The organism is uncultured Campylobacter sp., assembly GCF_938045535.1.
Lineage (GTDB): Bacteria > Campylobacterota > Campylobacteria > Campylobacterales > Campylobacteraceae > Campylobacter_B.
In genome coordinates this window covers 1-3,546 of record NZ_CALIMQ010000161.1, presented here as the reverse complement: position 1 = coordinate 3,546, position 3,546 = coordinate 1, and the positions used below count along the sequence as shown (strand labels likewise).

The 3,546-nt window shown below is 48.9% G+C and carries 4 protein-coding genes; all 4 read left to right on the top strand.

Going from position 1 to position 3,546, the window contains the following annotated elements:
- Positions 1-1,030 (top strand): glycosyltransferase (locus tag Q0095_RS05100; protein ID WP_297881969.1); only part of this gene is annotated, 1,030 nt, incomplete at its 5' end.
- Complete coding sequence (locus tag Q0095_RS05095) at positions 1,027-1,818, top strand: polysaccharide deacetylase family protein (protein ID WP_297881967.1); 792 nt, start codon at positions 1,027-1,029, stop codon at positions 1,816-1,818. The genes Q0095_RS05100 and Q0095_RS05095, both read left to right, overlap by 4 nt.
- Positions 1,815-2,570 carry a glycosyltransferase family 2 protein gene (locus Q0095_RS05090; protein WP_297881965.1) on the top strand — a complete coding sequence of 252 codons (756 nt, stop codon included), beginning with the start codon at positions 1,815-1,817 and terminating at the stop codon, positions 2,568-2,570. Before Q0095_RS05095 ends, Q0095_RS05090 begins: the two co-directional genes overlap by 4 nt.
- A gap of 64 nt (positions 2,571-2,634) precedes the next feature.
- Positions 2,635-3,546, top strand: a 912-nt coding sequence (locus Q0095_RS05085) for an AIR synthase related protein (protein WP_297881963.1), incomplete at its 3' end; no start/stop codon positions are given.

Here is a 3,546-nt window from a genome sequence, read left to right as displayed (position 1 = left end):
CATTTTTAACGAATACGACGACGGCAGTTTTTTCTACGGCATGGAGCGCAAGATCAGCCACGGGCTCATCCGCGGCGGACACTTCGTCTATGATTTTAGCTACCGCGATTGGGAGCGGAGCCTGCGCTTTTGCGGGCTGAAAAACAGCGGGTTAGCTAAAATGAACGCCAAACTCGTGCGTATCTGCGAAAACATCGGTGCCGATCTGCTTCTAATCGGCAAGGCCGAAAAGATAAAATTTGATACTTTAAGCCGCATCAAAAAGCTACTGCCGAAGATCAAAATAATTCAGTGGTATGCGGATTTAAGAAGCGCCGATAGCGGCGATTTTAATAAAATTTCCCTAGCCGATGCGTTTTTTTGCACGAATGCTACGGATCTGGCGGAAATTTCGCGCCGCAATCCAAATACTTTGGTTTCGTTTATGCCCAATATCTCGGATGCCGCATTCGATAGAAATTTTGATTCGGAAAAGAGCCACGACGTCCTTTATATCGGCAACGACTACCTGCCTAACAGAAAGGAATTTATCGAGACCCTAAAGCAGCTATGCGCCAAAGAGGGGGTAGAGATTAAAATTTACGGAAGTTTAGGCGAGCCGTTTGTATTTGGGGAGCGGTTTCAGCAAGAAATTTCGCGCTCTAAAATAGCGATAAATTTTAACGCGGATGACGGCGTTTGGAAGCCGAATCAAAATAAAATTTTATACTCATCCGATCGAATGGCTCAATTTATGGGGTGCGGAGTTTGCACATTCAGTCCCGCTATAAAGGGCTTGGATAGACTTTTTATCGATGGGCGCGATGTCGTATATTTTAGCGATGTAAAGGATTGTTTTGCCAAGATCAAAGAATGCTTGCAAAACGGAAGTTTCGAGGCTATCGGCAAAAATGGTCGGGCTAGGGCGCTAGAAATCGTAAATGCCACGCGCGTGTCTAAATTTATGCTGGAGCTCACGTTTGGCTTAACGCTTAGCGAGCCTTACGAGTGGCGCGAGTTCGTTTATAAAAACGGAGAGAAATTCAGATGATTTATTTTGTAGCCTTTCTGATCTTTGCCGCCGCAGTGGGCGTTTCACTGCGGTATAACTGGTGGCGGATCCCGCAGGGCTGGCATAAGGCGCGGGTGCTGATGTATCATAGCGTAGAGGAGCACAAGGGCGATAAATTCGACAAATGGCGGCTAAGACCTGCTGATTTTGAAAGGCAGATCGCGTGGCTTGCGAAAAATGGCTTTAAAAGCTTTAAGTTTAGCGAGCTTATCGCGCTAGAGCGGCTGCCTAAAAAGGCGGTTTGCATCACATTCGACGACGGGTTTGAAAATAATTTTACTAGCGCCTTTGAAATTTTGAAAAAATACAATTTCAAAGCGAGCATATTTTTGGTCCCGGACGCCGCGCAAAACGACTGGGAGCGCGCCAACACCGCCCATCTCGCGCGAATGCTGAGCGAGGAGCAAATTTTAAAAATGCAAGCAAGCGGGCTGGTGGAGTTTGGCGCGCATACGATGCACCACGTAAATTTAGACCTTACCTACGCGAGCGATCCGCAGCTCGCAGCAGACGAGATCATTGCATCCAAGGCTCGCGTAGCAAGTATTTGCGGACGGCCGTGCGAGGTGTTTGCCTACCCGTACGGTAAATTTAACGACGAAATTTTAAATATCGCCAGATTAAATTTCAAAGGCGCGGTAGTCGTCAAGCGCGGACTTTACGAGGCGGGCGACGACAGACACGCCGTAAAGCGTATCGGCATTTTGGGCACGGAGGGGTTTTTTGATTTTTGGCTTAAATTTACGAGGATAAGGAACAAACTATGATTAAAGCATCCGTTTATGCGATAGTGATGAATGAGGAGCGCCACATCGAGCGTATGCTGCGTAGCGTGGCGGATTTTGCCGAGATCATAATCGTCGATAGCGGCAGCACCGATGCCACGCTGCAAATCGCGCGTAAATTTACCGATAAAATTTACCACCACGACTGGCAGGGCGAGGGAGTGCAGAAAAACTATGCATTTTCGCTGTGCAGCAACGAATGGGTGCTAAATCTCGACGGCGACGAGGAGGTAAGCCTTGAGCTAAAGGGCGAGTTAGAGGAGTTTATGAGCCAGAGCGATTACTCGGCGCTGGATATTAAATTTCATGAATACTCGCTCGGGCGCAAGTGCTCGGATCTCGTGCGCAAAAACACCCACATCCGCTTCTTTCGCAAGGAGTGCGGCGAGTATAAAAATATGGGGGTGCACGCGCAAATTTCGATCGTAAAGGGCGCGGTAAAAAAGAGCAAATTTTGCATTAATCACTTTAGCGAAAAGCCGATCGCCGAGCTCGTTACGAAAAACAACAACTACTCCACGCTGCGCGCGCAGGGGGATTTTGAGAAGGGTAAGAAGCCGAGCCTTGCGAAGCTTTTGCTGATCTATCCGTTTGCGTTTTTTAAATCATACATTTTGCGCAGATCGCTTTTTGACGGGCGCAAGGGATTTATCACGGCAAACATTAACGCATTTTACGCGTTTTTAAAAGAGGCGAAACTTTACGAGAAGTATCTTAAAAAGGGCGAAGATTAATCGAAATGATAGAAAATTTTAGTTATTATTGCGACTTAAATTTAACGGCGAAAAGGGCGAAAAAATGGATAAAAAAACGATAGCGGCACATAAAATTTCAGACGAAGAATATGAAAAAATTTTAAAAATTTTAGGTCGCGAGCCGAATCTACTCGAGCTTGGGATTTTTAGCGCGATGTGGAGTGAGCACTGCAGCTACAAATCGAGCAAAAAATACTTAAGCGGCTTCCCGATCAAGGCGCCTTGGGTCATCCAGGGCCCCGGCGAAAATGCAGGCGTCATTGACATCGGCGGCGGCATGGCTGCAGTTTTTAAGATGGAAAGCCACAACCACCCTAGCTTCATAGAGCCTTTTCAGGGGGCTGCGACCGGCGTGGGCGGGATACTGCGCGATATCTTTACGATGGGCGCGCGCGTCGAGGCCAATATGAACTCGCTTCGCTTCGGCGAGGTGCGAGGAAGAAGCGAGAATGCCAGGAAGCAGCGCTATCTGCTAAAAGGGGCAGTCGCGGGCATCGCTCACTACGGCAACTGCATGGGCATCCCTACGATAGGCGGCGAGACGAGCTTCGATAAGAGCTTTGACGGCAATATTTTGGTTAATGCCTTTGCGCTAGGTATCGTTAAAAAGGATGAAATTTTCTACGGCAGGGCCGAAGGCGTGGGCAATAGCGTAATCTACGTGGGCTCAAAGACCGGTCGCGACGGGCTTGGGGGCGCTGTGATGGCGAGCGATAGCTTTAACGACGCGAACAAATCTCTGCGTCCGACCGTGCAGGTGGGCGATCCATTTGCCGAAAAGCTGCTGATGGAGGCGTGCTTGGAGCTCTTTAAAACCGACTACGTCGTGGGTATCCAGGATATGGGTGCGGCGGGGCTAACCTCTAGCAGCTTTGAGATGGCGGGACGCAGCGGCAGCGGTATGAAGATGTATCTAGACCGCGTGCCTATGCGCGAGACGGGTATGACGCCGTAC